We start from the raw sequence: 26,174 nt of genomic DNA on the forward strand, positions 1-26,174 counted from the left end.
TTGACGGAGCCATCGTCGTTGTACAGCACTTCCGCCGCCGCAAAGCCCGGGAAGATCTCGACGCCCACCGCTTCGGCCTGCTGCCCGAGCCAGCGCGTGACATTCGCGAGGCTGATCACATAGTTGCCGTGATTCCTGAAGTTGTCCGGCAGCGCCCAGTTCGGCACGGCCTTCGCGCCCGTTTCGGAGAGGAACAGGAAGCGGTCTTCCGTTACTTCGACGTCGAGCGGCGCGCCTTTTTCCTTCCAGTCCGGAATCAGTTCATTCAACGCGCGCGGGTCCATCACGGCGCCCGAGAGGATATGTGCCCCGATCTCCGAGCCCTTTTCGAGCACGCAGACGCCGATCTCGACGCCTTTTTCCGCCGCGCGCTGCTTCAGACGAATAGCCGCCGACAGGCCCGCGGGGCCGCCGCCGACGATCACGACGTCATATTCCATCGATTCGCGCGGGCCGTACTGCTCGATCAGGCTTGCGGGGGTCATTGATGCTCCTCTTACCGTTAGAATGCTTTTTTCGGGATCGTATTGTCATTGAACGATCCCTACGCTGCAACACAAAGAGGCAAGATTAGCACGATCGTACTATTATGGTGACTGAGGACTGACCCCTATGCCTGCGCGGCGCGTGGGCATGCACTCCGTCACATCCATGTTCCAAGGAAAACGACAATGGGCCGTTCGATCAATCTGGAAGGCAAGGTGGCGCTGATTACGGGCGCATCGAGTGGACTGGGCAAGCGGTTTGCCATGGTGCTGTCGCAAGCGGGCGCAAAGGTCGTGCTGGCAAGCCGACGCATCGAACGTCTGAAGGAATTGCGCGCCGAGATCGAGGCGTCGGGCGGGGCTGCGCATGTCGTCTCGCTCGACGTGACCGACTATCAGAGCATCAAGTCGGCCGTCGCACACGCGGAGACAGAAGCGGGCACGATCGATATTCTCGTCAACAATTCGGGCGTATCGACGACGCAAAAGTTGACCGACGTGACCCCCGCGGACTTCGAATACGTGTTCGACACGAATACGCGCGGCGCATTCTTCGTCGCGCAGGAAGTGGCCAAGCGGATGATCATGCGCGGCGGCGGTTCGAACAAACCGCCGTATCGGATCATCAATATCGCGTCGGTGGCGGGCTTGCGCGTGTTGCCGCAGATCGGGCTCTACTCGATGAGCAAGGCGGCCGTCGTCCATATGACGAAAGCGATGGCGCAGGAGTGGGGCCGGCACGGCATCAACGTCAATGCGATCTGCCCCGGTTACATCGATACCGAGATCAATCACCATCACTGGTCGACCGATCAGGGGCAAAAGCTGATTTCGATGCTGCCGCGCCATCGCGTGGGCAAGCCGGAAGATCTCGACGGACTGTTGCTGCTGCTCGCCGCCGACGAATCGCAGTTCATCAACGGCTCGGTGATCGCCGCCGATGATGGTTTCGGTCTTTCGTAAACGGCGGCAGGCAATCGTTTGGCTGACACGCTTGCCTGTTAGCTTCGGAGCAGAAGCGCGCGAAAAGCGCGATCATTGACGCCCATGTGCGGCGCCCGCGCGGCGCCGACGTTGCAAGAACCCCTTTAGCCGCTGCAATTGGCGGGTCGTGCGTCCGTTACCGGATGCGGCCCGTGCAGTTCCGTTTTCACGATTCAGATTCAAACCGTAGAAGAAGTGCGATGAGCGATTACCACCCCGTTTTTGAAATGTCGATGCCGATCCGCTGGGGCGACATGGACGCGTTCGGCCATGTGAACAACACGGTCTATTTCCGTTACATGGAGCAGGTGCGGATTTCCTGGTTCGAGCAGATCGGCATTGCGGGCGGCAACGGCGAAGGGCAGGGGCCCGTGATCGTCAATGCGTCGATGGAATTCCTGAAGCAGCTGCACTATCCTGGCGACGTGATCGGCCGCATGACGGTGGGCACGCCGGGCCGCAGCAGCTTCGATACGCGCTTCGAACTGTTTCGCGCAGACGACCCCGACACGCTGTACGCACGCGGCTCCGCGAAGTGCGTGTGGATCGACTACGCGGCAGGCAAGTCGATGCCGCTTCCCGATCTGCTGCGCTCGACCATCGAAAGCGCCCAGCTCGTCAAGGCCTGAGCCTTACCTTCCCGTTCGATGCGCGCCGGCTCTCGCTGCCGGCGCTTTTTTGCAGTCGACAGTCAATTGCCGAGCAGGCGCTGCAGCAGTTCAGTCGCGTTGCCCGTGCCGTATTTGCGCATCAGCCGGGAGCGGTAGACGTCCACTGTCCGCGAGCTGATGTCGAGAATCCGGCCGATCTGCTTGCTCGTTTTCCCCGTCACCAGCTGCGCGGCGATCTCGCGCTCGCGCGGCGTCAGCTCGACGGCGACGCGCCGCGTCGCGCTCAGATCCTCGAAGGTCCAGACGCCCGCTGCATGCGGCACCGATAGATCGAGCGAGCGCCCCGTCACATGGCACCAGAACAGCTCGCCATTCGCGCGCTTCATGATGCGGTCGTCGGCGTAGCTGCCTTGCGCCGTCATGATGGGCGGGATGCGCTCGCCGATGCGCTCGAATTCATCCGGCGACGGATACAGCACCGCGAACGATTGCCCCAGCAACGACTCGCGCGAACGGCGGAAGATGGCGGCGACCTGGTCGTTGCAGTCCTCGATGATCCGCTCGCGCGACAGCACGAGGCCGATCGGCGCAAGATGAAACGCGGTTTGGTAATCCAGTTCGGGCATGAAATCAGAGGGTGCGACTACTTATGTATTTTTGCGTATTGTGCCGCAACAGCGCCGCATCGTACCCTTTCGGCACATCACAAGATGCGCGGCTGGCGCGGCGAGGATTTGTCCGTATCGCGCCACCGTTCGCCGCAGATGACTAGAATGACGTTTCGGGCTGTGCCCGCAGCGCCCCGGCAGCCGGCTCGTGCAAGCGCAGCGGTGAGCAGGAGCGGGCGCGAGTCGACACAAGAACGGCGTCGCATTGATCCGGATTTTCGGGTATCCAATCAAGGAAGGGACACACTGATGAATAAAGTCTACGCAAGCGCGGCTTCCGCGCTCGAAGGCATCGTCAAGGACGGGCAGACATTCGCCGTCGGCGGCTTTGGGCTGTGCGGCATTCCTGAAGCGCTGATCGCCGCCCTGCGCGACTCGGGCGTGAAGGGCATCACCTGCATCAGCAACAACGCGGGCGTCGACGGCTTCGGCCTCGGCCTGCTGCTGGAGACGCGCCAGATCAGGAAGATGATCTCGTCGTACGTCGGCGAGAACAAGGAATTCGAGCGCCAGTATCTGGCGGGCGAACTCGAGCTGGAATTCACGCCGCAAGGCACGCTCGCCGAAAAGCTGCGCGCGGGCGGCGCGGGCATTCCGGCGTTCTTCACGAACACGGGCTTCGGCACGGTCATCGCGGAAGGCAAGGAAACGCGCCAGTTCGGCGACAACCACTACGTGCTCGAACGCTCGCTGACAGCCGACGTCGCGCTCGTCAAGGCGTGGAAGGCCGACAAGTCGGGCAATCTGATCTTCCGCCGCACCGCACGCAACTTCAATCCGATGTGTGCAATGGCGGGCAAGATCACGGTCGCGGAAGTCGAAGAGATCGTCGAGACGGGCGAACTCGATCCGGACGCGATCCACACGCCGGGTATCTTCGTGCAGCGCCTCGTGCTGAACGCGCACCCGGAAAAACGCATCGAACAACGCATCGTCCGCGCGAAAGGAGAGTAAACATGGCTTGGAATCGTGACCAGATGGCCGCGCGCGCGGCGCAGGAACTGCAAGACGGCTTTTATGTGAACCTCGGCATCGGGCTGCCGACGCTCGTCGCCAACCACGTGCCGGCGGGCATGGAAGTGTGGCTGCAGTCGGAGAACGGTCTGCTCGGCATCGGCCCGTCGCCGTACGAAGAGGAAGTGGACGCGGACCTGATCAACGCCGGCAAGCAGACAGTGACGACGCTGCCGGGCTCGTCGATTTTCTCGTCGGCCGATTCGTTCGCGATGATTCGCGGCGGTCACATCAACCTGGCGATTCTCGGTGCGATGCAGATCAGCAAGCAGGGCGATCTGGCGAACTGGATGATCCCCGGCAAGATGATCAAGGGCATGGGCGGCGCGATGGATCTGGTGGCGGGCGTCAAGCGCGTCGTCGTGCTGATGGAGCACGTCGCGAAGGGCGACCAGCACAAGATCCTCGAAGAATGCACGCTGCCGTTGACGGGCGTGGGCGTGGTCGACCGCATCATCACGGACCTGGGCGTGATCGACGTGGTCGATGGCGGCCTGAAACTGGTCGAACTGGCTGACGGCGTGAGCGTCGACGAGATCAAGGCGAAGACGGGCGCGCCGCTCGATACGAGCGCAGTGAGCTGAGTTTGTTCGTTCGACCTTGCGTCGAAAACAGTTATCGAAAGCAGTTGTCGAAAAGCGGGCGCGATGCAAGTCGCGCCCGCTTTTTTTGTCTTGTGCCTCGAGACCCGTGTTCGCTGGCTTTGTGCTTTCGTCCTATGCCTTTACGCCGATGAGCGCGCGAGACGAAGCGGTTTAGAATCGGTCGTGTTCCGTGCGCCTTTCATGCACGCTGCAGCCTTTCGATCGAGGGAACTCTGATGACCGCTACGCCCGTCGCCGTTTCGCCCGTTGTCGACACCTCCGTGCCCCGTCAGCGCTATGTGCAATGCGCGAGTCCTGCCGGGCTGCATCGCATCGCGTACACCGAATGGGGCGCGCCCGATAACCCCCGCGTGCTCGTGTGCGTGCATGGGCTGACGCGTTCTGGCCGCGACTTCGACCGGCTCGCGGCGGCGCTGTCCCCCGTGTATCGCGTCGTGTGTCCGGATGTGGTCGGGCGTGGCTTGTCTTCGTGGCTCGCCAACCCTACTTACTATGGCATCCCGCAATACGTCGGCGATATGGTCACGCTGATCGCGCGGCTCGGCGTCGAGACGGTGGACTGGTTCGGCACGTCGATGGGCGGGCTGATCGGCATGGCCTTCGCCGGGCTGAAGGACTCGCCGATACGCAAGATGATCGTCAACGATGTCGGCCCGCATGTGGAACCGGTCGCCATCGAACGCATCGGCAGCTATCTCGGGCAGCCGGTGTCGTTCGCCACGCAGCAGGAAGCGATCGATCACGCCGGGTTGCTCGCTCAATCGTTCGGGCCGTTGACGCCGGACGAATGGCGCGAGATCAACACGCCGCTTGTGCACGAGCGCGACGGCGCCTGGCGCTTTCGCTACGATCCGCGCATCGCGGAGCCGTTTGCGCAGACCACGCCCGAACTGGCGGCACTCGGCGAGGCGGCGTTATGGCAGTCGCTTGCTTCGACCGAAGGGCCCGTGCTCGTCGTACGCGGCGAGCAATCGGATCTGCTGTCGCGCGAAACGGTCGCGAAGATGGTCGAGAAGGGGCGCAATGTCTCGAGCGTCGAAATCCCGGGAGTAGGCCATGCGCCGGCTTTTCTTTCCGCTGATCAGATCGACATTGCGAAACGGTTCTTCATCGGGAAAGGCGCCGACGCGTCATAATATGAGATTGGCGCGCGGGCGCAGTTCGACTGCTGTTCGATCACGATGGGCGCATCGCGCATAGCGCGCGCAAAACGAACATCATGCAGCGTCGGTTCACTCTTCATTCACAACGGACAGGAAATTTCATGGCAGTCATTCGTCATCACGTCGGCAAGCGTCTTTCGGAAACCGCTGTGCATAACGGCACGGTCTATCTGGCTGGCCAGATCGCCGAGGACACCGACCAGGACATCGCCGGTCAAATGCGCGAAGTGCTCGGCCACATCGACCGTTTGCTCGGTGAAGCCAACAGCGACAAGGCGCATCTGCTTTCGGTGCAGATCTATATCGCGGATATGGCGGACTTCGCCGGCATGAACGCCGTGTGGGACGAGTGGGTCGCGCAAGGCAACACGCCGCCGCGCGCAACCGTCGAAGCGAAACTCGCGAATCCGAAGTGCCTCGTCGAAGTGGTCGTGGTCGCCGCACAGCGCAGCTGATACGGGCCATACACACGAGATACGCGACACACGCAACATACGAAACATACGCTTCACGCATTTGCATTGGCCTCCTCGCCCGCGGAAGCCGCGGGCCGCTTCACGATGAATAGCGATACTGTCACGACTGCTCCGAACCCGACGCCGTCCTTCGACGACGCGCTTGCGTTCGTGCGCGAGCACGCAGGTGACGCGCGGCTGTCGTCGGGCGAGTTGCTCGCCGATCACGCGGCGGGCACGGCTTCCATCATGCGCACGCTCAACGTCGATCCGCCCGCCGTGCTGGCGGCGGCGCTGTTCTCGCTGACGCCGCATCTCGAGAGCCCGGAGCAAACCATCGCCGATAATTTCGGCGAGGAAGTCGCGCAACTGGTGAGCGACGTGCGCAAGCTGTTGCGCCTCGGCACCGTGAGCATGCGCGCTGCGCAGAACGCGATGCCCGAGGCGGGCCGCGACGCGCAGGCCGCGCGCCGCGCGCAGGTCGAAGCGCTGCGCAAGATGCTGCTCGCGTTCGCGCAGGACATACGCGTCGTGCTGATCCGGCTCGCGTCGCGGCTGCAATCGATGCGCTATTACGCGGCGGCGAAGATCACGCCGTCACCCGATGTGGCGCGCGAGACGCTCGACATCTACGCGCCGCTCGCGAACCGCCTCGGCATCTGGCAACTGAAGTGGGAGCTCGAAGATCTCGCGTTCCGCTTCGAAGAGCCGCAGACGTACAAGCGCATCGCGAAGCTGCTCGACGAGAAGCGCGTCGAACGCGAAACCTATGTCGCCGAAGCGATCGCGCGGCTGCAGCGGGAGCTGGCGGCCGCGCACATCGAAGCCGAAGTGAGCGGCCGGCCGAAGCACATCTACAGCATCTGGCGCAAGATGCGCGGCAAAGAGCTCGACTTCGCCGAGCTTTACGACGTGCGCGCATTTCGCGTGATCGTGCCCGACATCAAGGACTGCTACACGGTGCTCGGCATCGTGCACAACCTGTGGCAGCCAGTGCCGAGGGAGTTCGACGACTACATCTCGCGGCCCAAGCCGAACGGCTACAAGTCGCTGCATACGGTTGTGATCGGCGACGACGGCCGCGCGTTCGAAGTGCAGATCCGCACGCAGGAGATGCATCGGTTCGCCGAATATGGCGTGGCCGCGCACTGGCGCTACAAGGAGGCCGGCACGCGCGGCTATGGCGGCCAGTTCAGCGCCAGTGAGAAATACGACGAGAAGATTGCATGGCTGCGTCAACTGCTTGCGTGGAAGGACGATGTGTCCGAAGGCAAGCACGGCGACAAGGGCGCGGCGAAGCCATGGGAGCAGTTGCGCCAGGCGACGCTCGACGACGACCACATCTACACGCTCACGCCGCAGGCACGCGTGATTCCGTTGCCGCAGGGCTCGACGCCGCTCGACTTCGCCTATCACCTGCATAGCGAACTGGGGCATCGTTGCCGTGGGGCGCGCGTCGACGGCGCAATGGTGCCGTTGAATACGCCCTTGCAGAACGGGCAGACGGTCGAGATCGTCGCCGTCAAGGAGGGCGGCCCGTCGCGCGACTGGCTCAACCCGCAACTCGGCTACCTGCAAAGCAGCCGCGCGCGTCAGAAGGTACGTGCGTGGTTCAATGCCGTCGAAGCGCAGGAGAACGTCGCCACCGGGCGCGCGATGGTTGAAAAGACCTTGCAGCGCGAAGGCAAGACATCCGTCAGTCTCGATCAGCTGGCGTCGAAGCTCGGCTTCAAGTCGCCCGAGGATTTGTTCTCGGTGGTCGGCAAGGAAGAGTTCAGCTTGCGGCTCGTCGAACAGGCGCTCAGCGATGCGCCGCCCGCCGAGCCTGTCGTCGAGGCGCCCGAGCAGTTCGAGAAGCGCAGTAGCGGCGCGAGCGTCGCACATGGCGCGTCGACGGGCGTGCTCGTCGTCGGCGTCGATGCGCTGCTGACGCAACTCGCGCGTTGCTGCCGTCCGGCGCCGCCCGATGACATCGCCGGTTTCGTGACGCGCGGCAAAGGCATGTCGATTCATCGCAGCGACTGCCCGACGTTCCGGCGTATGGCCGAGCGCGCACCGGAGCGCGTGCTGCAAACCGCGTGGTCCGCCGATGTGATGAGCGGGCGCGGCAAGTCGGTGTATCCCGTCGACCTGTCGATCGAGGCAACTGACCGGCAGGGTTTGTTGCGCGACATTTCCGAAGTGTTTGCGCGCGAGAAGATGAACGTGATCGGCGTGAAGTCGCAGTCACGGCGCAACGCGGCGTTCATGCAGTTCACTGTAGAAGTGTCGAGCGCCGCGCAGATCCAGCGTGCGTGCGCGATGCTGGGGGAAGTGACGGGCGTCGTCAGGGCGACGCGCAAGTGATGCCGTTGGAAATGCGCTCGTGATGACCATTGCCGCGCGCGTGCGCACACGCATCGATATTTTGGTGCCGACGCATAAAAACGCTTGCCAACTTTCTCTGTGCTCCATATAATCTCGTTTCTCTAGGCTCGTAGCTCAGCTGGTTAGAGCACCACCTTGACATGGTGGGGGTCGTTGGTTCGAGTCCAATCGAGCCTACCAACGAATCTGAAACTTCGGCTTGCCGAGGTTTCGCAAACGCGAGTAGCAATGAGCGCTTCGGCGTAAAGAGCGAATCAGGCGAACATGGTTATGACACCGCGAACGTTGACCGGAACCGTTTCGGAGCGACGCTAGTCGAGGACCACTTTCGCCCTTGTTGTTTGCAGTAGCTTGCAGAAATGTGAATGCGGCCCCTCGAAAGCGGGGCCGCATTTTTTTTGTCTTTAGCGCTTGTTGCATGTGCCGCCGCCTGCCGGCATTACGGAGAACGCAATGGTTTCGATACGACTGCCCGATGGTTCCGTTCGACAGTACGAGCACCCTGTGACTGTCGCCGAAGTGGCTGCATCGATTGGCCCCGGTCTCGCGAAGGCTGCGCTCGGCGGCAAGATCGACGGCGAACTGGTCGATACGTCCGCGCTGATCGATCACGACGTGTCGCTCGCGATTGTCACGGACAAGGACGCGGACGGTCTCGACATCATTCGCCACTCGACGGCGCACCTGCTCGCTTACGCGGTGAAGGATCTTTTCCCGGAAGCGCAGGTGACGATCGGGCCGGTGATCGATAACGGCTTCTACTACGACTTTTCGTACAGCCGTCCTTTCACGCCCGAAGATCTCGAGAAGATCGAAAAACGCATGCAGGAGCTCGCGAAGAAAGACGAACCGGTGTCGCGTCGTGTCGTGTCGCGCGATGAGGCCGTCGAGTACTTCAAGAGCATCGGCGAAAAGTACAAGGCCGAGATCATCGAATCGATTCCCGCCAGCGACGAAATCAAGCTGTACGCGCACGGCGGCTTCACGGACCTGTGCCGCGGCCCGCACGTGCCGTCGACGGGCAAGCTTAAGGTCTTCAAGCTGATGAAGGTCGCGGGTGCGTACTGGCGCGGAGATTCGAAGAACGAGCAGTTGCAGCGTATCTACGGGACGGCCTGGACGAAGAAGGAAGACCAGGACGCGTATCTGCACATGCTCGAAGAGGCGGAAAAGCGCGATCACCGCAAGCTCGGCAAGCAACTGGACCTGTTCCACATGCAGGACGAGTCGCCGGGCATGGTGTTCTGGCATCCGCGCGGATGGACGCTGTGGCAGCAGGTCGAGCAGTACATGCGTCGTCGTGTGAACGAAGCGGGCTATCTCGAGATCAAGACGCCGATGATCATGGACCGCTCGCTGTGGGAAGCGTCGGGTCACTGGCAGAACTATCGTGAAAACATGTTCACGACGGAGTCGGAAAAGCGCGACTACGCAATCAAGCCGATGAACTGCCCGGGCCACGTGCAGGTGTTCAATCACGGCTTGCGCTCGTATCGCGATCTGCCGCTGCGTTATGCAGAGTTCGGTTCGTGTCATCGCAACGAGTCGTCGGGCGCGCTGCATGGTCTGATGCGCGTGCGCGGATTCGTCCAGGACGATGCGCACATCTTCTGTACGGAAGACCAGTTCATCAGCGAATCGATCGCGTTCAACACGCTGGCGATGAGCGTCTATAAGGACTTCGGTTTTGACAATGTCGAGATCAAGCTGTCGCTGCGCCCCGACGCGCGCGCGGGCACGGACGAAATCTGGGACCGCGCCGAGCAGGGGCTGCGCGACGCGCTGACTGCCTGCGGCGTGACGTGGGAAGAATTGCCGGGCGAGGGCGCGTTCTACGGTCCGAAGGTCGAATATCACATCAAGGACGCGCTCGGCCGCTCGTGGCAATGCGGCACGTTGCAACTCGACATGGTCCTGCCGGAGCGCCTGGGTGCCGAGTACGTGGCAGAAGACAACAGCCGCCGCCGGCCGATCATGCTGCACCGGGCAATCGTCGGATCAATGGAGCGTTTCCTTGGCATTCTGATCGAGCACCATGCTGGTGCAATGCCCGTATGGCTGGCGCCGATGCAGGTCGTGGTGATGAATATCGCCGAAAGTCAGGCGGAATACGCCCAATCTCTGGCTCAATCGTTGCAAAAACAAGGGGTTAGAGTGGAAGCCGATTTGCGCAACGAGAAGATTAGCTATAAAATACGCGAGCACACGCTTGAAAAGGTGCCGTATTTGCTGGTCGTCGGCGACAAGGAGCGTGATGCACAAACGGTAGCCGTGCGTGCCCGTGGCGGCGTCGATCTGGGCGTGATGTCCGTCGATGCCTTCAGCGAGCGTCTGCGTCAGGACGTACAGACGTTCAACTAGACCACCTGGCAGCGCGGCTCGTTTTTTTAATCTTTAGAGGAAACGTAACATCGCTACTGATAAGTCGTCGCATCGCATCAACGGTGAAATCACTGCGCCCGAAGTGCGTCTGGTCGGAGTCGACAACGAACCGCTCGGCATCGTAAAACTCGCTGAAGCTTTCCGCTTGTCGGAACAGCAGGATGTGGATCTGGTCGAAATCGCGCCGCAAGCGGTTCCGCCTGTCTGCCGCCTGATGGACTACGGCAAGTTCAAGTACCAGGAAGCGAAGAAGCAGCACGAGGCCAAGCTCAAGCAGAAGGTCATCCAGGTCAAGGAAGTCAAATTCCGGCCCGGTACGGATGACGGTGACTACAACGTCAAGCTGCGTAACCTTGTCCGCTTCCTCGAAGATGGCGACAAGACGAAAATCACGTTGCGTTTCCGTGGCCGCGAAATGGCTCACCAGGAAATCGGCATGCGCATGCTCGAACGCCTGCGCACCGACCTGGATGAAGTCGGTCAGGTCGAGCAAATGCCCAAGATGGAAGGCCGCCAGATGATCATGGTGCTGGCGCCGAAGAAAAAGAAGTAAGCAGACGTCCGCTGTGCATCTGAACATGCGCAGCCCGTTTGTCGAAAGTTGGAAAGGTTGAGAGTCAGTGAGCCGTCTCGATAGGACGGCAACGAAGCAGGTTTCGGAAAGTCGACCGCAATTTTGTCGTACAGCGGGCGTCTTTCCCGAAAAGGCAGCGGCCAGTAGCTCAGGCTTGCTGCATACCAAGTGGAGTGGGTTTCGAAGGGCGGGTGAGGGCTTTCTGAGCTGACCGCACACCCATGTCCATCAAATAATGGAGTAGTTGTCATGCCGAAGATGAAGACCAAGAAGAGCGCTGCAAAGCGCTTCGTGGTTCGTCCGGGCGGTACCGTCAAGCGCGGTCAAGCCTTCAAGCGCCACATTCTTACCAAGAAGACCACCAAGAACAAGCGTCACCTGCGCGGCGCCACGGCAGTTCATGATGCTGATCTGAACTCCGTACGCGCGATGCTGCCGTTCGCCTAACCCCTTAACCGACACTCATAGGAGCGAAACATGCCTCGAGTCAAACGTGGGGTTACCGCACGGGCCCGCCACAAGAAGATCATCAACCTGGCCAAGGGTTACCGCGGCCGCCGCAATAACGTCTATCGCATCGCCAAGCAGGCGGTCATGCGCGCAGGCCAGTACGCCTACCGCGATCGCCGCAACAAGAAGCGTGTGTTCCGCGCACTGTGGATCACGCGTATCAACGCGGCGGTGCGTCAGCACGACATGACGTACAGCGTGTTCATCAACGGCCTGAAGAAGGCGTCGATCGAACTCGACCGCAAGGTGCTGGCCGACATGGCTGTGTTCGACAAGGCTGCTTTTGCTGCGATCGTCAAGCAGGTGAAGGCCGCCGTTGCAGCCTGATTGCGCTGTTAGCATCTAGTACTGCGTGGTTCGTTGCAGCGAACAGTCCGGTAGTCCCGGTGACGCTGCAACAAAAACGGGGCTCCTCACCGAGCCCCTTTTTTGTTGGTCGAGCCAGTTTTACTTTGATTGAATACTGACGTTGAAAAGATGGGATCAATGGATCTGGACCAGATTGTCGCCGACGCGCAAAGCGCCTTTGAACAAGCCTCCGACGTCACCACGCTCGAAAACGAGAAGGCACGCTTTCTCGGCAAGTCGGGTGCGCTGACGGAACTGTTGAAGGGGCTGGGCAAGCTTGATCCCGAAGCGCGCAAGACGGAAGGCGCGCGGATCAACATCGCCAAGCAGCAGGTCGAAGCCGCGCTGACGACGCGCCGTCAGGCGCTGGCCGACGCACTGCTCAACCAGCGTCTTGCCGCTGAAGCCATCGACGTCACGTTGCCCGGCCGCGGCATAGGCACGGGCAGCCTGCACCCCGTGATGCATACGTGGGAGCGTGTCGAGCAGATCTTCCGCACGATCGGCTTCGATGTCGCCGACGGCCCCGAGATCGAGACCGACTGGTACAACTTCACGTCGCTGAACAGCCCGGAGAACCATCCGGCGCGTTCGATGCAAGATACCTTCTACGTCGACGGCAAGGACGCCGAAGGCCGTCCGCTGCTGCTGCGCACGCATACCAGCCCGATGCAGGTCCGCTACGCGCGCACCAACACGCCGCCCATCAAGGTGATCGTGCCGGGACGCACGTATCGCGTCGACAGCGACGCGACGCACTCGCCAATGTTCAACCAGGTGGAAGGCCTGTGGATCGACGAGAACATCAGCTTTGCCGATCTGAAGGGCGTCTACACCGATTTCCTCAAGAAATTCTTTGAGCGCGACGATATTCTCGTGCGCTTCCGTCCTTCGTATTTCCCATTCACTGAGCCGTCCGCCGAGATCGACATGATGTTCGAGCAGGGCAAGAACGCCGGCAAGTGGCTCGAAATTTCGGGCTCGGGCCAGGTTCACCCGACGGTAATCCGCAACATGGGCCTCGACCCCGAGCGTTACATCGGCTTTGCGTTTGGCAGCGGGCTCGAGCGTCTGACCATGTTGCGCTATGGCGTTCAGGACCTGCGTCTGTTCTTTGAAAACGACCTGCGTTTCCTGCGTCAGTTCGCCTGACGCAGTGAGAGCCTGAGCGCGAGCGTCATCACACTCAGGCTCAAGCTTTAGGCACGCTACGAGAGCGGCCCGGCGTCCAGCATCATGATTGCCCCGCCGCAAACAGCGCCTCTGGCCCGATGCCGACGTATCGGCCGGATGCGGACACAACCTGTTTAGAACGTACAGAACCATGCAATTCCCGAAATCCTGGCTCAGAACCTTTGTCGATCCGCAACTGACGACGAAAGAGTTGTCGCACGCCCTGACGATGGCCGGTCTCGAAGTCGAAGACCTGCGCCCCGCTGCGCCGCCGACGTCGAAGATCGTGGTGGGCCGCGTGCTCGAAGTCGTCAAGCACCCCGACGCCGACAAGCTCAACGTGTGTCAGGTCGACGCCGGCACGGGCGCGACGCTGAACATCGTGTGCGGCGCGCCCAACGTGGCGCCCGGCATCAAGGTGCCCGTTGCGCTGGTGGGCGCGCAGTTGCCGCCAGCGGAAGAGGGCGGCGCGCCGTTCGCGATCAAACTGTCGAAGCTGCGTGGCGTGCAGAGCGAGGGCATGCTGTGCTCGGCGCGCGAACTGAAGCTGTCGGACGATCATAGCGGCCTGTTGATCCTGCCGGAAGATACGCCGATCGGCCAGGACATCCGCGAAACGCTGAATCTCGACGATACCGTCTTCGAAATCAAGCTGACACCGAACAAGGCCGATTGCCTGTCCGTGTTCGGCGTCGCGCGCGAGACGGCTGCGATCACGGGCGCGCCGCTGCGTCCGCTGGAGATCAAGCCCGTCGAAGTGAAGCTGAAAGAAACGCTGCCCGTGAAGATCTCGGCGCCGGATTTGTGCGGCCGTTTCTCGGGGCGCGTGATTCGCGGCGTCAATGCGCGCGCGAAGTCGCCCGCGTGGATGGTCGAGCGTCTCGAACGTTCCGGTCAACGAAGCATTTCCGCAATGGTCGACATCTCGAACTACGTGATGCTCGAGCTCGGCCGTCCGTCGCACGTGTTCGATCTGGACAAGATCCACGGCAGCATGGACGTGCGCTGGGGCAAGCGCGGCGAGTCGCTCAAGCTGCTGAACGGCAACACGGTCGAAGTGGACGAGACGGTCGGCGTGATCGCCGACGACCGCCATATCGAAAGTCTCGCGGGCATCATGGGGGGCGACAGCACGGCCGTTACGCTCAATACCACGAACATCTATCTCGAAGCGGCCTTCTGGTGGCCTGATAGCATTCGCGGCCGCTCGCGCCGGTACAACTTCTCGACGGACGCGGGCCATCGCTTCGAACGCGGCGTCGATTACGCGACGACCGTCGAGCATATCGAGCGCATCACGCAACTGATCCTCGATATCTGCGGCGGCGAGGCCGGTCCCGTCGACGACCAGATCGTCAATGTGCCGAAGCGCGAGCCCGTCAAGCTGCGGGTCGCACGCGCGAATCGCATCATCGGCGTTGCGATCGGCGCGGATGAGATCGCACAGATCTTCACGCGCCTCGGCCTGCCGTTCGAGCGCGAAGGCGACGACTTCCTCGTGACGCCGCCGCCTTATCGCTTCGATATCGAAATCGAAGAAGACCTGATCGAAGAAGTCGCGCGCATTTACGGCTTCGAGAAGATTCCGGCGCACCCGCCCGTTGCCCGCAGCGAAATGCGCCGCACGAACGAGACGCAGCGTTCGATCCATGCACTGCGTCATGCGCTGGCCGCGCGCGACTACGCGGAAACGGTGAACTTCAGCTTCGTCGATGCCGAATGGGAGCAGGATTTCGCCGGCAACGACAACCCGGTGCGTCTGCTGAATCCGATCGCGAGCCAGCTGTCGGTGATGCGCACGACACTGTTCGGCAGCCTGATCAACGTGCTGCGCCACAACCTGAACCGTCGCGCGGATCGTATCCGCGTGTTCGAAGCGGGCCGCGTGTTCCTGCAGGACACGTCGGTGAAGGCCGGCGAACTCGCTGTCGAAGGCTTCGCGCAGCCGAAGATCATCGGCGGGCTCGCATATGGTCCCGTCGTCGAAGAGCAGTGGGGCGCGGCGACGCGTGCCGTCGATTTCTTCGATGTGAAGGGCGATCTCGAAGCGCTGCTTGCGCCTGCCGTTGCACGCTTCGTGAAGGCGGAGCATCCGGCGCTGCATCCGGGACGCAGCGCGCGTGTCGAACTCGATGGCCGCGCTGTCGGTTGGATTGGCGAACTACATCCGCGCTGGATGCAGAAGTACGATCTGCCGCATGCGCCGATTGTGTTCGAAGTCGATGCGCAAGCGCTGATGCAACGTACGTTGCCGAGTACGACGGAAGTATCGAAATTCCCGCCGGTACGGCGCGATATCGCGATCGTCGTGGACCAGAAGGTCGAGGTTCAGGCGCTCTTCGACGAGATGCAAAAGGCGTTGTCCGAAGACGCATGCAAGACCATTCAAAGGGTTGCGCTTTTCGATGAATTTCGTGCAAAATCAAATACTTCCGGCGGGCTGGCGGCGCACGAGAAAAGCCTTGCGTTCCGTGTAACCTTGCAAGATACTGGTGGGACCCTTCAGGATGAAACGGTCGATTTGGCCATTCAGACTTTGGTGGATCGTCTTGCTCGAGTGTATGGCGCCCGGTTGCGCGGATAGCCGATAACGGTTGCTCCGCATGTTCCGTTGTGGTTGACGCGCCATTTGACAGATATGAATGAAATGAACTCGAGTGATTTCGAAGCCCTTCTTTCGGCGCAACGTAGCGCCATGATTCGCGATATTCCTTCATCGACCTCCAGCGCGTCGGCCGAAGCACCGACGCTCACCAAGGCTGAGCTTGCGGAACTGCTGTTCGACAATGTCGGGCTCAACAAGCGGGAAGCGAAGGACATGGTCGAAGCGTTCTTCGAAGTGATTCGCGACGCGCTTGAGGGCGGCGACAGCGTGAAGCTGTCCGGCTTCGGCAACTTCCAGTTGCGCGACAAGCCGCAGCGTCCCGGCAGAAATCCGAAAACGGGCGAGGCGATTCCTATCGCCGCGCGCCGCGTCGTGACGTTCCATGCAAGTCAAAAGCTGAAGGCGCTGGTTGAGAACGGCGCCGAAGAGAGCTTCGCGCGCTGATCGCATCGCGCGCCCGCGCAACCACTACGACGGTTTAACCGACCGCTAACTGACGATGACAGCGACGATGGAAAAAGTCGTCTTGCCTCCGATTCCCGCGAAGCGCTACTTCACGATCGGTGAAGTCAGCGAACTGTGCGGCGTGAAGCCACATGTGCTGCGGTACTGGGAGCAGGAGTTCACGCAGTTGCGTCCGGTGAAGCGCCGGGGCAATCGCCGTTACTACCAGCATCATGAAGTGCTGCTGATCCGGCGAATCCGCGAGCTGTTGTACGAGCAGGGTTTCACGATCAACGGTGCGCGCAACAGGCTCGATTCGCATGGCGCCGTGCAGGGACAGGAAGGCGAGGACGAAGCCGTCGAAGGGACGGTCGTCCAGCCGACCACCGCTACCGTCGACGTCGACCAGTTGCGCAAGGAGTTGTTGCAGGTGATCGACCTGCTCGGACATTGAAGAATTTATTGCGGTTGTCGATTGTTGCAGTTCTATTCGCGTGAAGTGTCTGTTATAATTTCACGCTTTCGGGGCGTAGCGCAGCCTGGTAGCGTACCTGCATGGGGTGCAGGTGGTCGGAGGTTCAAATCCTCTCGCCCCGACCAGATGGACAAAAGGACTTACGGTGAAAGCCGTAAGTCCTTTTTTCGTTGTGTCGTACGTGCGCCATGGTCAGCACATATGTAGAGCAGGAAGACACAAGACACAAGTGCATCGGTATCCTGATTAACCCGCTCGACCACCGCCGCCAACCCACGCATGCCCCGAAGCGGTCAGCGGACAAGGCTTCGCCACCTCACTTGCCCGCCTGAGCCTGATACGCCCCGAGTGCCGCCCCGAGTTCCTCATCGGTGACAGCGGGCGAGATGGTGAACTCGAAGATATCGCCCCACTGCAGCATCCAAGCCGCCATGGGCGCGGTGTTGTCGGCCTCGATGATCGCGCACCCGCTCAGTTCGCCGATCGTATGCCATCGTCCGAGCATCTTGATGCCATCGGGCGGCAACGCGCCACCCGTTTTCATGAACCGTTCGATGGCCGATTGCTGCGCCGTCGGTTGCCCGTTCCACTGAACAATGAACTTCATTGGAGACCTCCACTCGACTCGCGACAGTGCCGGCCAGTGGCAAGCCGTCACCGTGACAGACGCCGCAGCGCGCGGCGCGTGGGAACCTGCATCGGACGCGAATTCGTCCTACGTTATCCAACATTCCGTGCAGCCACCGTGGCGCTCTAAAGCTCGCTCAAAGAAATGATAGGCAGCGCCAGTGCAACTTCCATTGGCGAAGCAGCTATGACGATCGAGTTCTTTGCGACTTCCCGCATTCGGCCGAGCGTATCCGCTGCTTTAAGTTTCCGTTAAGGCTGCGCTCATAGAGTATTTCGGCGTTCGGACGATGCTGTAGGTGCTGCGAGGAGTCGTCCGACGCTTCTTGGTCCGCTGGGGGGCGAACCAGACGAAGACCATCGTCGATGCGCATTCGACCGCCGCAAGGGTGCCAGGTGGCGTGTGGTAAGCGGCCGATCAGCCTTCGCCCGAGGGCTGTGGGGGACGGCCATTCGAACCCGGTGCTTCGCCGGGTTTTTTCTTTTTCGACGCGATGCGAACCGCGCAAACGTGTCGATCCGGCTTTGAATTGCCCCTAAGCCGCGCCGCGCTTGAGTGCGTCAGAAACCGATCATTTGGCTTATGCCATTTGCCGCTCGAACGTAGTGCACTCGCCGTGCAAAACTGTATAAACATACAGTATAGTATTCACCTATCCGGAACCGCGGAAGACAGTTCGAGAACAGGCCGCGCGCCTGTTCCCATCCCGCGGTGCGCAGCCGTGGCCGCAACCACGGCCAGCATGCCCCGGCAACTCATTCAGACGGACAGTCAAATTGTCATCTAACGGAACGATCCGAATTCGAGGCGCACGCCAGCACAACCTGAAGAACGTCGATCTCGACCTGCGCACGGGCGAAATGACCGTCGTGACGGGACCGTCGGGCTCGGGCAAGTCGAGCCTCGTGTTCGACACGTTGTACGCGGAAGGGCAGCGGCGCTACGTCGAAACCTTCAGCGCTTATGCCCGCCAGTTTCTCGACCGGATGGACCGGCCGCAGGTCGACCGCGTCGACGGCGTGCCGCCCGCTATCGCGATCGACCAGACGAACCCGGTGCGCAGCTCGCGTTCGACGGTCGGTACGATGACGGAGCTGAACGACCATCTGAAGCTGCTCTACGCACGCGCGGCCGAGCTGTTCGATCGAAAGACGGCACAGGCCGTTCGCCACGATTCGCCGGAAACGATTTACGCCGAACTGAGCGCGCGCACGACGGGCGACGATCCGCGCATCGTCGTCACGTTCCCCGTCGAGTTGCCGGAGTCGACGAGCGAAGCGGAAGTCGAGCAATGGCTTTCCGCGAGCGGCTACACGCGGGTTCAGGCGCAGCGTGAAATTCCGTCGCCTACGGGCATGCGCAAGGTGCTCGACGTCGTAGCCGATCGCTTCCGTCTCCATCAGATCGAAAAGGCCCGCGTGGTCGAAGCGATCGAGGCGTCTCTGAAGCGCGGCGGCGGACGCGTGAACGTGTATGTGCTGGCGCAGGAAGGCACGCAAGGCGAGCCGGCCGGACAGCAGATCTGGCGGTTCTCGACGGGCCTGCACAACCCCGACAGCGACCTGCGCTACGCCGAACCGCAGCCCGCGTTGTTCTCGTTCAACTCGGCCTACGGCGCGTGCGACACCTGCCGGGGCTTCGGGCGCGTCATCGGCGTCGACCTGGGCCTGGTGATTCCCGACGAGCGCAAGACGCTGCGCGGCGGCGCGATCAAGCCGATGCAGACGCCCGCCTGGAAAGAATGCCAGGATGACCTGATGCGCTATTCGGCGAAAGCGGGCATTCGCCGCGACACGCGTTGGTCCGAGCTCACCGAAGCCGAGCGCGACTGGGTCATCAACGGCTCGCCGGATTGGGATGGCGACTGGCAGAAGCAGTGGTACGGCGTGAAGCGCTTTTTCGGCTACCTCGAATCGAAAGCGTACAAGATGCACATCCGCGTGCTGCTGTCGAAATATCGCAGCTACACGCCGTGCGAGACATGCGGCGGCGCGCGTCTGAAAACGGAATCGCTGCTGTGGCGCCTCGGCTCGACCCGGAACGCGGACGCCGTGCTCGAGCCGCCGCAGCGCTTCATGCCGCGCGGCGTCGACTGGGAACGCGCGCAGCTCGAAGCGTTACCGGGCCTGACGGTCCACGATCTGATGCTGCTGCCCATCGAGCGTATCCGGCGCTTTTTTGATGAGATAACGCTGCCGAGCGCACTGCTCGACGACGCGCTGAAACTGCTGCTCGCCGAAGTGCGCACACGCCTCAAATATCTGTGCGACGTGGGGCTGGGCTATCTGACGCTGGATCGCCAGAGCCGCACGCTTTCCGGCGGCGAGGTGCAGCGGATCAACTTGACCACCGCTCTGGGCACGTCTCTGACCAAGACGCTCTTCGTGCTTGATGAACCGAGTATCGGCCTGCACCCGCGCGACCTGAACCGGATTGTCGAGGCGATGCAACGTCTGCGCGATGCGGGCAATACACTCGTCGTCGTCGAACACGATCCGTCCGTGATGCTGGCCGCCGATCGTCTGATCGACATGGGACCCGGACCGGGCGAGCGCGGCGGCAGGATCGTTTACGACGGCACGCCCAATAACATCCGTTCGGCCGGCACGCTGACGGGCGAGTATCTGGGCGGGCGCAAGCATGTCGCGGACGCGGCGCACTGGGCGCGGCGACCCGTCGACGAAAGCACGCCGCGTATCGTGCTGGAAGGCGCGCGTCAGCACAATCTGCGCGATGTGACAGTCGAAATTCCGTTGCAGCGTCTCGTGTGCGTGACGGGTGTTTCGGGCTCGGGCAAATCGACGCTGATCCAGGACGTGCTGAATCCCGCGCTGTCGCGGCAACTCGGCAAGGCCACGGAAGCGCCTGGCGCGCATCGAAGCCTGACGGGCGTCGAGCACATCAGCGACGCCGTGTTTGTCGATCAGTCGCCCATCGGCAAGACGACGCGCTCGAATCCGGCAAGCTACGTCGGCGCGTTCGACGAAATCCGCAAGCTGTTCGCGAAGGCGCCGCTCGCGCTGCAACGCGGCTATGGCGCAGGCGTGTTCAGCTTCAATTCGGGCGACGGCCGTTGTCCGACTTGCGGCGGCTCAGGCTTCGAACACATCGAAATGCAGTTCCTGAGCGACGTCTATCTGCGCTGTCCGGACTGCGACGGCAGCCGCTACAGGCCCGAAGTGCTCGAAGTGAAGATCGAGCGCGAAGGGCGCGAGCTGAGCATTGCCGACGTGCTTGAACTGACGGTGCACGAGGCCGTCGGCCTGTTTGCCGGTGACGGTGAAGTGTTGCGCGTGTTGCAGCCCATCGTCGACGTCGGTCTCGAATACGTGAAGCTAGGCCAGCCAGTGCCGACACTGTCGGGCGGCGAGGCGCAGCGGCTCAAGCTCGCTGGCTTTCTCGCCGAAACCGCTCAGGCGCGCACGGCCCGCGGCGGCACGAAGCAGGCGAGCGCGGCGCGTCTTTTCATGTTCGACGAGCCGACCACGGGTCTCCATTTCGACGACATCGCCAAGCTGATGCAGGCGTTCGGCAAGCTGCTCGCGGGCGGTCATTCGCTGATCGTGATTGAACATAACCTCGACGTGATTCGCGCGGCCGACTGGCTGATCGACCTCGGTCCGGAAGGCGGCGACGGCGGCGGCCTCGTCGTGTGCGCGGGCACGCCGGAAGACATCAAGCGATGCCCCGATTCACACACGGGCGCAGCGCTCGTGCAATACGACGGGGCGATCGGTCGCGCTATCGAGCCGACGGAAGCAGCCGAACTAGCCGAAGCCGCAACGCAGGGCACGCCGCTACAAACAGTGCTGAATGCAGCGCGCGCGCGGCGTGCAGTGGAAGGCGAAGACGTCGTGCGCATCGTGAACGCCCGCGAGCACAACCTGAAAGCGCTCGATGTCGATATTCCGCACGGCAAGTTCAACGTGATCACGGGCGTGTCGGGTTCCGGCAAGTCGACGCTCGCATTCGACATCCTGTTCCACGAAGGGCAGCGCCGCTATCTGGAGTCGCTGAACGCGTATGCGCGCTCGATCGTGCAGCCGGCAGGGCGTCCCGAAGTCGACGCGGTGTACGGCATTCCGCCAACCGTCGCGATCGAACAGCGTCTGTCGCGCGGTGGGCGCAAGAGCACCGTCGCGACCACGTCGGAGGTGTGGCACTTCCTGCGTCTGTTGTATGTGAAGCTCGGCATCCAGCACTGCATCCATGACGGTGCGCCCGTCACGTCGCAAAGCGTGGAATCGATCGTCGCCCAATTGACGCGTGATTACAAAGGCGAACACGTCGGTCTGCTCGCGCCGCTCGTCGTGAACCGGAAGGGCGTCTATACCGACCTTGCGAAGTGGGCGAAGGCGCGCGGCAATACGCATCTGCGCGTCGATGGCGAGTTCGTGCCCGTCGATCCGTGGCCGAAGCTCGACCGCTTCCGCGAACATACGATCGAACTGCCCGTCGGCGACATTGTCGTGTCGGCGGACAAGGAAGCGGAATTGCGCCGCCTGCTCGACGAAACGCTCGAGTCGGGCAAGGGCGTCATGCATCTGCTCGCGCCGCTCGATGGCCTCGAACATGCGATGACCGGCAACGGCACGACCGCTCATGTCGGCGAAGTGAAGGTGCTCTCCGTCAAGCGGGCGTGCCCGGTGTGCGGCACCAGCTATCCTGAACTCGATCCGCGCATGTTCTCGTATAACAGCAAGCACGGATGGTGCACGACCTGTGTCGGTACGGGACTCGCATTGACGCGCGAGCAGCGCGCGGCTTATGACGACACCGTGCTCGTCGACGACAATCGCGGCCGCGAACAGACCCTGCCGTCGGACGAGCAGGAGCCGGAGGGCGTAGGCGAAGAGCCGTGTCCGGATTGCCACGGTACGCGCCTCAATACGTCCGCACGCGCGGTGACGTTCGACGAAACGTCCATCGTCGACGTCGCCCAGTGGACCGTGTCGGACACGCGCCGCTGGATCGATGGGCTCGAACTGCAAGGCCGCGACGCCGAGATCGCGCGCGACGTGATCAGCGAAATCGGCAGCCGGTTGCAGTTCCTCGAAGAAGTGGGCCTCGGTTATCTGAGTCTCGATCGGGCGGCGCCTAGCCTGTCGGGCGGCGAAGCGCAGCGTATCCGTCTCGCCGCGCAACTCGGCAGCAATCTGCAGGGCGTCTGCTATGTGCTCGATGAACCGACGATCGGTTTGCATCCGCGCGATAACCAGATTCTTCTGAACGCGCTGCGCAAGCTCGGCGACAAGGGCAATACGCTCGTCGTCGTCGAGCACGACGAGGACACCATTCGCCGCGCGGATCACATTATCGATATCGGTCCGGGCGCGGGCAAGCGTGGTGGTACGCTGGTTGCGCAGGGGCGTGTCGGCGATCTGTCCGCGCAGTCCAGTTCGCTGACGGGCCAGTTTCTCGCGCAACCGATCCTGCATCCGCTGCAGGCGCGGCGCCCGGTATCGGTCGCGACGAAACGCGCGCCGGCCATGCCCGACAACTGGCTGACCGTGCACGGCGCGACGCTGCACAATCTGCGCGACGTGACGGTCGGCATTCCGCTGGGGCGCCTCGTCGCCGTAACGGGCGTGAGCGGCTCCGGCAAATCGACGCTCGCCCGCGACGTGCTGATGACGAATCTGCTCGACGCCGTCGGCCGCTCCGTGCTGTCGTCGCCGGCTGTCCGGCGCGCCCGCAAGATTGCGCAGTCCGGGAAGGACGAACAGTCGGCTGCGGCGAACCGCCGGTCGAGCGTGCTTGCGCGCAGCGCGCCTAAGCCGTCGCTGAACGTCACGCATGTGTGGCAAGGCTGCGAGTCGATCAGCGGTTTCGAATCAATCGACCGCGTGCTCGAAGTCGATCAGACGCCGATTGGCAAAACGCCGCGCTCGTGTCCCGCCACGTATATCGGCGTGTGGGACACGATCCGGCGTCTCTTTGCCGACACGCTCGAAGCACGGGCGCGCGGCTATACGGCGTCGCGTTTTTCGTTCAATACGGGCGAGGGTCGCTGTCCCGCCTGCGAAGGGCAAGGCGTGCGCACGATCGGCATGAGCTTCCTGCCTGATGTGAAGGTGCCGTGCGACGTATGTCATGGGCAGCGCTTCAACCCGGAAACGCTTGCGGTCACGTGGCGTGGCAAAAACATCGGCGACGTGCTGACGATGGAAATCGACGAGGCCGTCGACTTCTTCGCGTCGATGTCGAACATCGCGCATCCGCTGCAACTGATGAAGGACGTCGGCCTCGGCTATCTGACGCTCGGCCAGCCGTCGCCGACGTTGTCGGGTGGCGAGGCGCAGCGCATCAAGCTCGTTACCGAACTGAGCAAGGTGCGCGACGACATCACCCGACGCGGACAGAAGGCGCCACATACGCTGTACGTGCTCGACGAGCCGACTGTCGGTCTGCATATGGCCGACGTCGCAAAGCTGATTCGCGTGCTGCACCGGCTGGCGGATGCGGGGCATAGCGTCGTCGTGATCGAGCATGATCTGGACGTGATCGCGGAAGCCGACTGGATCATCGATCTCGGGCCGGAAGGCGGTGTGGGCGGCGGTTCGATCGTTGCGGCGACGGACCCCGAGGGGCTGGTGCGCGTTGCGGCGAGCCATACCGGGCGCGCATTGGAGCCGGTGCTGGCTCGCGCCGCGGGCATGTCCGACGAGGACGCCGACGGCAAGCGAGTCAGCGCGGGTTAAGGGTAAGGGGTAAGGGCGTACAACGAGAGGCACGGTCATGCACACACGTTACAGCGCAGCTCTCACTGCGATTCTGGCGGCCGTCCTCTTCGGTGCAACGACGCCGTTTGCGAAGGCACTGCTCGGTACGTTGTCGCCGTTCATGGTGGCGGGGCTGTTCTATCTCGGCAGCGGAGTTGGACTCGCCATCGCGATTCTGATCCGGCGAGTGCGGCGCGGGCAGAGCGGTGATCATCCAGACGCGCATCCGATGCCTCTGGCAGAAGTGCCCTGGCTGATCGGCGCAATCGCTGCGGGCGGCATGGCCGGACCGGCGCTTCTGATGTTCGGCCTGAACGCGACACCTGCGGCAACGGCTTCGTTGCTGCTGAACCTGGAAGGCGTGTTCACTGCGCTGATCGCTTGGGTCGTGTTCCGCGAGAACGTCGACGCTCAGGTGTTTATCGGCATGGTCGCGATCGTCGCGGGCGGCGTGCTGCTGTCATGGCAGCCTGGAGGAGGCGGATCGGGAGTGGGCGCGTCGCTGGTCGCCGCTGCCTGCCTGTGCTGGGCTATCGACAACAATCTGACGCGCAAGGTCTCGAACAACGACGCGATGGTTATCGCGTGCATCAAGGGGCTGGTTGCCGGTTCCGTGAATGCGGGCATCGCGCTGTTGCAGGGCGCGCACGTGCCGGGAGGCGGACTGATCGTCGCGTCGATGGCAGCGGGTTTTGCGGGCTACGGCGTGAGCCTCGTGCTGTTCGTGGTCGCGCTGCGGCATCTCGGCTCGGCCCGCACGGGCGCATATTTTTCGGTGGCGCCGTTGTTCGGCGTCGCCATTTCGTTCGCGCTGTGGCCCGAGAGGCCGCCTCTACTCTTCTGGATCGCGGCTGCGTTGATGGCACTTGGTATCTGGCTGCATCTGCGCGAGCGCCACATACACGAGCACACGCACGACATACTCGAGCACAACCATCGGCATCGGCACGACGAGCATCATCAGCATGCGCACGATTTCGACTGGGACGGTTCGGAGCCGCATACGCATCCGCACCGTCATGCGCGCATTACGCACACGCACGCTCACTTCCCCGATATCCATCACCGGCACCAGCACTGACGGCGGCCAGCCGATGCCGTCGACGCGCACATGCGGGCGGGAAGCGCGGACTGAACCGGTCCACGCAGCTTCGCACAAGCAAAGACGACGCAACGCGTCTATATTGACCGTCTGTTTGCCGATCAACGACGAGGACCTTTCATGCCTGACCCATCCGTTTTCCCGATCGCGAAGAAGTGGCCCGCTGAGCATCCCGAGCGCATCCAGCTCTACTCGCTGCCGACGCCCAACGGCGTCAAGGTGTCGATCATGCTGGAGGAGACGGGCCTTGCATACGAGCCGCATCTGGTGCGCTTCGATGCGAACGATCAGATGTCGACGGAATTCCTGTCGCTGAATCCGAACAACAAGATTCCCGCGATCATCGATCCGAACGGGCCCGATGGCGAGCCGCTGCCGCTGTTCGAGTCGGGCGCGATCCTGATCTATCTCGCGGACAAGTCGGGCAAGTTGCTGCCGAAGCGCGCGTCGGACCGCTACGAGACGATTCAATGGCTGATGTTCCAGATGGCGGGGATCGGGCCGATGTTCGGCCAGGTCGGCTTCTTCCACAAGTTCGCGGGCAAGGAGTACGAAGACAAACGTCCGCGCGACCGCTACATCAACGAATCGAAGCGGCTGCTCAACGTGCTGAACGAGCGGCTCGCGACGCGCAAGTGGATCATGGGCGACGAGTACACGATCGCCGATATCGCGACGTTTCCGTGGGTGCGCAATCTGATCGGCTTCTATGAGGCGGCCGATCTGGTCGAGATCGACAACTATCCGCACGTGAAGCGCGCGCTCGATGCGTTTCTTGCGCGCCCCGCTGTCGTGAGGGGGCTGGATATTCCGAAGCGCGGATAAGCCCCCGATCCTGAACTGACCCCGCGAGCGTTCG

Annotated in this window: 21 protein-coding genes and 2 tRNA genes; 20 read left to right on the forward strand and 3 right to left on the reverse strand. The window is 62.3% G+C overall.

Annotated elements, in window-relative coordinates:
- A partial coding sequence (locus BMW76_RS30455; protein WP_143062355.1) for an NAD(P)/FAD-dependent oxidoreductase occupies nt 1–485 on the reverse strand: 485 nt, incomplete at its 3' end.
- Nucleotides 486–671: 186 nt separating this feature from the next.
- Between BMW76_RS30455 and BMW76_RS30460 the strand changes: the two genes are divergently transcribed.
- Together BMW76_RS30460 and BMW76_RS30465 are read left to right on the forward strand one after the other, a co-directional pair.
- Nucleotides 672–1,448, forward strand: a complete 777-nt coding sequence (locus BMW76_RS30460) for an SDR family oxidoreductase (RefSeq protein ID WP_090872002.1) — start codon at nt 672–674, stop codon at nt 1,446–1,448.
- 221 nt (nt 1,449–1,669) lie between these two features.
- Nucleotides 1,670–2,098, forward strand: coding sequence for an acyl-CoA thioesterase (locus BMW76_RS30465; RefSeq protein ID WP_090872004.1), 429 nt, complete (start codon nt 1,670–1,672; stop codon nt 2,096–2,098).
- A gap of 62 nt (nt 2,099–2,160) precedes the next feature.
- Here the strand turns inward: BMW76_RS30465 and BMW76_RS30470 are convergent, their stop codons facing one another.
- Entirely contained in the window at nt 2,161–2,706 is a 546-nt protein-coding gene (locus BMW76_RS30470) for a PAS and helix-turn-helix domain-containing protein (protein WP_090872006.1), read from the reverse strand.
- A 291-nt stretch (nt 2,707–2,997) separates the two neighbouring features.
- On the opposite strand from BMW76_RS30470, the gene BMW76_RS30475 reads away from it, so the two are divergent.
- The 15 genes from BMW76_RS30475 (at nt 2,998) to BMW76_RS30550 (ending at nt 16,988) form a co-directional block, all read left to right on the forward strand.
- Nucleotides 2,998–3,702, forward strand: a complete 705-nt coding sequence (locus BMW76_RS30475; protein ID WP_090872008.1) for a CoA transferase subunit A — start codon at nt 2,998–3,000, stop codon at nt 3,700–3,702.
- Nucleotides 3,703–3,704: 2 nt separating this feature from the next.
- On the forward strand, nt 3,705–4,346 hold the full coding sequence (locus tag BMW76_RS30480) for a CoA transferase subunit B (RefSeq protein WP_090872009.1): 642 nt from the start codon (nt 3,705–3,707) through the stop codon (nt 4,344–4,346).
- Between the two features lie 236 nt (nt 4,347–4,582).
- Nucleotides 4,583–5,503 carry an alpha/beta fold hydrolase gene (locus BMW76_RS30485; protein ID WP_090872011.1) on the forward strand — a complete coding sequence of 307 codons (921 nt, stop codon included), beginning with the start codon at nt 4,583–4,585 and terminating at the stop codon, nt 5,501–5,503.
- A 128-nt stretch (nt 5,504–5,631) separates the two neighbouring features.
- Nucleotides 5,632–5,985, forward strand: coding sequence for a RidA family protein (locus BMW76_RS30490; protein WP_090872013.1), 354 nt, complete (start codon nt 5,632–5,634; stop codon nt 5,983–5,985).
- Nucleotides 5,986–6,090: 105 nt separating this feature from the next.
- The gene (locus BMW76_RS30495) at nt 6,091–8,331 is read left to right on the forward strand and encodes a RelA/SpoT family protein (RefSeq protein ID WP_090872126.1); all 2,241 of its coding nucleotides are present in this window, start codon (nt 6,091–6,093) and stop codon (nt 8,329–8,331) included.
- Between the two features lie 124 nt (nt 8,332–8,455).
- Nucleotides 8,456–8,532 (forward strand) — tRNA-Val (locus BMW76_RS30500).
- Between the two features lie 273 nt (nt 8,533–8,805).
- Nucleotides 8,806–10,713 carry a threonine--tRNA ligase gene (thrS, locus tag BMW76_RS30510; protein ID WP_090872015.1) on the forward strand — a complete coding sequence of 636 codons (1,908 nt, stop codon included), beginning with the start codon at nt 8,806–8,808 and terminating at the stop codon, nt 10,711–10,713.
- 49 nt (nt 10,714–10,762) lie between these two features.
- Nucleotides 10,763–11,287, forward strand: coding sequence for a translation initiation factor IF-3 (infC, locus tag BMW76_RS30515; RefSeq protein WP_081767593.1), 525 nt, complete (start codon nt 10,763–10,765; stop codon nt 11,285–11,287).
- Between the two features lie 270 nt (nt 11,288–11,557).
- The gene (rpmI, locus tag BMW76_RS30520; RefSeq protein WP_090872017.1) at nt 11,558–11,755 is read left to right on the forward strand and encodes a 50S ribosomal protein L35; all 198 of its coding nucleotides are present in this window, start codon (nt 11,558–11,560) and stop codon (nt 11,753–11,755) included.
- Nucleotides 11,756–11,785: 30 nt separating this feature from the next.
- Nucleotides 11,786–12,145 (forward strand): 50S ribosomal protein L20, encoded by a 360-nt coding sequence (rplT, locus tag BMW76_RS30525; RefSeq protein ID WP_004192938.1) that lies wholly within the window; start codon nt 11,786–11,788, stop codon nt 12,143–12,145.
- Nucleotides 12,146–12,304: 159 nt separating this feature from the next.
- Nucleotides 12,305–13,318 (forward strand): phenylalanine--tRNA ligase subunit alpha, encoded by a 1,014-nt coding sequence (gene pheS / locus BMW76_RS30530; protein WP_177200539.1) that lies wholly within the window; start codon nt 12,305–12,307, stop codon nt 13,316–13,318.
- Nucleotides 13,319–13,490: 172 nt separating this feature from the next.
- Nucleotides 13,491–15,923, forward strand: a complete 2,433-nt coding sequence (gene pheT, locus BMW76_RS30535; RefSeq protein ID WP_090872021.1) for a phenylalanine--tRNA ligase subunit beta — start codon at nt 13,491–13,493, stop codon at nt 15,921–15,923.
- 54 nt (nt 15,924–15,977) lie between these two features.
- On the forward strand, nt 15,978–16,388 hold the full coding sequence (locus BMW76_RS30540; protein ID WP_090872023.1) for an integration host factor subunit alpha: 411 nt from the start codon (nt 15,978–15,980) through the stop codon (nt 16,386–16,388).
- A 55-nt stretch (nt 16,389–16,443) separates the two neighbouring features.
- Nucleotides 16,444–16,842 carry a MerR family transcriptional regulator gene (locus tag BMW76_RS30545; RefSeq protein WP_177200540.1) on the forward strand — a complete coding sequence of 133 codons (399 nt, stop codon included), beginning with the start codon at nt 16,444–16,446 and terminating at the stop codon, nt 16,840–16,842.
- Between the two features lie 69 nt (nt 16,843–16,911).
- Nucleotides 16,912–16,988: transfer RNA gene (locus BMW76_RS30550), tRNA-Pro, on the forward strand.
- Nucleotides 16,989–17,179: 191 nt separating this feature from the next.
- Here the strand turns inward: BMW76_RS30550 and BMW76_RS30555 are convergent.
- Entirely contained in the window at nt 17,180–17,470 is a 291-nt protein-coding gene (locus BMW76_RS30555) for a DUF3303 domain-containing protein (protein WP_090872028.1), read from the reverse strand.
- Between the two features lie 797 nt (nt 17,471–18,267).
- Here BMW76_RS30555 and uvrA point away from each other — a divergent pair.
- The 3 genes from uvrA to BMW76_RS30570 all read left to right on the forward strand — a co-directional run bounded on the left by uvrA (nt 18,268) and on the right by BMW76_RS30570 (nt 26,140).
- Nucleotides 18,268–24,192 (forward strand): excinuclease ABC subunit UvrA, encoded by a 5,925-nt coding sequence (gene uvrA / locus BMW76_RS30560; protein ID WP_090872030.1) that lies wholly within the window; start codon nt 18,268–18,270, stop codon nt 24,190–24,192.
- 37 nt (nt 24,193–24,229) lie between these two features.
- Nucleotides 24,230–25,294 carry a DMT family transporter gene (locus BMW76_RS30565; protein ID WP_090872032.1) on the forward strand — a complete coding sequence of 355 codons (1,065 nt, stop codon included), beginning with the start codon at nt 24,230–24,232 and terminating at the stop codon, nt 25,292–25,294.
- Nucleotides 25,295–25,435: 141 nt separating this feature from the next.
- Nucleotides 25,436–26,140: a glutathione binding-like protein gene (locus tag BMW76_RS30570; RefSeq protein ID WP_090872034.1), complete on the forward strand. Its 705-nt coding sequence runs from the start codon at nt 25,436–25,438 to the stop codon at nt 26,138–26,140.
- The last annotated feature ends 34 nt before the right edge of the window (nt 26,141–26,174 follow it).

Origin of the sequence: Paraburkholderia diazotrophica, from assembly GCF_900108945.1 — a bacterium.
In the GTDB taxonomy this organism is placed as follows: domain Bacteria; phylum Pseudomonadota; class Gammaproteobacteria; order Burkholderiales; family Burkholderiaceae; genus Paraburkholderia; species Paraburkholderia diazotrophica.

Excerpts from the sequence above, each read along its gene's own strand:
- BMW76_RS30460 (WP_090872002.1), top strand. The coding sequence starts at position 672 with ATGGGCCGTTCGATCAATCTGGAAGGCAAGGTGGCGCTGATTACGGGC.
- BMW76_RS30465 (WP_090872004.1), top strand. The coding sequence starts at position 1,670 with ATGAGCGATTACCACCCCGTTTTTGAAATGTCGATGCCGATCCGCTGG.
- BMW76_RS30470 (WP_090872006.1), bottom strand. The coding sequence starts at position 2,706 with ATGCCCGAACTGGATTACCAAACCGCGTTTCATCTTGCGCCGATCGGC.
- BMW76_RS30475 (WP_090872008.1), top strand. The coding sequence starts at position 2,998 with ATGAATAAAGTCTACGCAAGCGCGGCTTCCGCGCTCGAAGGCATCGTC.
- BMW76_RS30480 (WP_090872009.1), top strand. The coding sequence starts at position 3,705 with ATGGCTTGGAATCGTGACCAGATGGCCGCGCGCGCGGCGCAGGAACTG.
- BMW76_RS30485 (WP_090872011.1), top strand. The coding sequence starts at position 4,583 with ATGACCGCTACGCCCGTCGCCGTTTCGCCCGTTGTCGACACCTCCGTG.
- BMW76_RS30490 (WP_090872013.1), top strand. The coding sequence starts at position 5,632 with ATGGCAGTCATTCGTCATCACGTCGGCAAGCGTCTTTCGGAAACCGCT.
- BMW76_RS30495 (WP_090872126.1), top strand. The coding sequence starts at position 6,091 with ATGAATAGCGATACTGTCACGACTGCTCCGAACCCGACGCCGTCCTTC.
- thrS (WP_090872015.1), top strand. The coding sequence starts at position 8,806 with ATGGTTTCGATACGACTGCCCGATGGTTCCGTTCGACAGTACGAGCAC.
- rpmI (WP_090872017.1), top strand. The coding sequence starts at position 11,558 with ATGCCGAAGATGAAGACCAAGAAGAGCGCTGCAAAGCGCTTCGTGGTT.
- rplT (WP_004192938.1), top strand. The coding sequence starts at position 11,786 with ATGCCTCGAGTCAAACGTGGGGTTACCGCACGGGCCCGCCACAAGAAG.
- pheS (WP_177200539.1), top strand. The coding sequence starts at position 12,305 with ATGGATCTGGACCAGATTGTCGCCGACGCGCAAAGCGCCTTTGAACAA.
- pheT (WP_090872021.1), top strand. The coding sequence starts at position 13,491 with ATGCAATTCCCGAAATCCTGGCTCAGAACCTTTGTCGATCCGCAACTG.
- BMW76_RS30540 (WP_090872023.1), top strand. The coding sequence starts at position 15,978 with ATGAATGAAATGAACTCGAGTGATTTCGAAGCCCTTCTTTCGGCGCAA.
- BMW76_RS30545 (WP_177200540.1), top strand. The coding sequence starts at position 16,444 with ATGACAGCGACGATGGAAAAAGTCGTCTTGCCTCCGATTCCCGCGAAG.
- BMW76_RS30555 (WP_090872028.1), bottom strand. The coding sequence starts at position 17,470 with ATGAAGTTCATTGTTCAGTGGAACGGGCAACCGACGGCGCAGCAATCG.
- BMW76_RS30565 (WP_090872032.1), top strand. The coding sequence starts at position 24,230 with ATGCACACACGTTACAGCGCAGCTCTCACTGCGATTCTGGCGGCCGTC.
- BMW76_RS30570 (WP_090872034.1), top strand. The coding sequence starts at position 25,436 with ATGCCTGACCCATCCGTTTTCCCGATCGCGAAGAAGTGGCCCGCTGAG.